At 70.2% G+C, this 1,420-nt stretch carries 1 protein-coding gene; it reads left to right on the plus strand.

Going from position 1 to position 1,420, the window contains the following annotated elements:
* A partial coding sequence (locus D2K64_RS23570) for a helix-hairpin-helix domain-containing protein (protein ID WP_456316385.1) occupies nt 1-1,420 on the plus strand: 1,420 nt, incomplete at both ends.

A 1,420-nucleotide genomic window follows, 5' to 3' on the forward strand; every position in this document is an offset into this window, starting at 1 on the left:
TTCGAGCACGAGCGGCGCGAGGAGGTGATCCAGTCCATCTACCAGCGCTACGGCCGACACCGCGCGGCCATCGCCGGCACCGTGATCCGTTACCGCGCCCGCTCGGCCATTCGCGAGGTGGGCAAGGCCCTGGGCCTGTCGGAGGACGTCACCGCGCGGCTGGCCAAGGCGTCCTGGGGCCCCGGGCGCGACCAGACCCTGCCGGAACTCGCCGCCGGGCTGGGGCTGGATCCCGTGGATACACGGCTCGGCTGGACACTGCGTTTGGCCGAGGAGATCCAGGACTTCCCGCGCCACCTCGCCACCCATGTCGGCGGCTTCGTCATCAGCCGCGGGCCGCTGACCGAGATGGCGGTGATCGGCAATGCCGCCATGGAGGGTCGGACCGTGCTGGAATGGGACAAGGACGACATCGACGCGCTGGGGCTGCTCAAGGTCGACATCCTGGCGCTCGGCATGCTGTCCATGCTCCGGCGCGGGTTCCAGTTGCTCAAGCGGCACCACCGAAAGGATCTCGACCTGGCGGGCGTGCCCAGGGACTGCCCGGAGACCTACGCCATGCTGCGGCGGGCCGACAGCGTCGGCGTGTTCCAGGTCGAGAGCCGGGCGCAGATGAACATGCTGCCGCGGCTGCGGCCTTCGAGGTTCTACGACCTGGTGATCCAGGTGGCGATCATCCGGCCCGGCCCGATCCAGGGCGACATGGTGCATCCCTATCTGCGCCGCCGCTGGGGGCTGGAGCAGCCGGTCTATCCCTCCCCCGGTCGGGAGCACGGCCACAAGGACGAGCTCAAGGATGTGCTCAAGCGCACCCTGGGCGTGCCGCTGTTCCAGGAGCAGGCGATGCGCGTCGCCATGGTGGCCGCGAAGTTCACCCCCGAGGAGGCCGACAAGCTGCGCCGCGCCATGGCGACCTTCAAGCACACGCAGGGGGTCAGCGAGGTCCGAGAGCGGCTGGTGGGCGGCATGGTCCGGCGCGGCTACGACCCGGAACTGGCCGAGCGGGTGTTCCAGCAGCTGGAGGGCTTCGGCAGCTACGGCTTCCCGGAAAGCCACGCCGCCTCCTTCGCGCACCTGGCCTATGCCAGCAGCTGGTTGAAGCGATGGCATCCCTCGGTCTTCGCGGCGGCCCTGCTGAACGCACAGCCCATGGGATTTTACGCGCCCGCCCAGATCGTCCGGGATGCACGGGAGCATGGCGTCGCCGTGCGGCCGGTGGACGTCAACCAGAGCGGCTGGGACTGCACCCTGGAGCCCGAAGCTGACAGCGCCGAAGGATTGGCCTTGCGCCTCGGGTTGCGGCAGGCAGCCGGGCTGGCGCAGGCGGAGGCGGAGCGCCTGGTGAAGGCGCGGGAAGCGGGCAACCGGTCGCCGTTCGCGTCGGTCGAGGAGGTGGTGCGGCGCGCCGAACTCAGCCGCA

Origin of the sequence: Teichococcus vastitatis (assembly GCF_003604215.1) — a bacterium.
Lineage (GTDB): Bacteria > Pseudomonadota > Alphaproteobacteria > Acetobacterales > Acetobacteraceae > Pseudoroseomonas > Pseudoroseomonas vastitatis.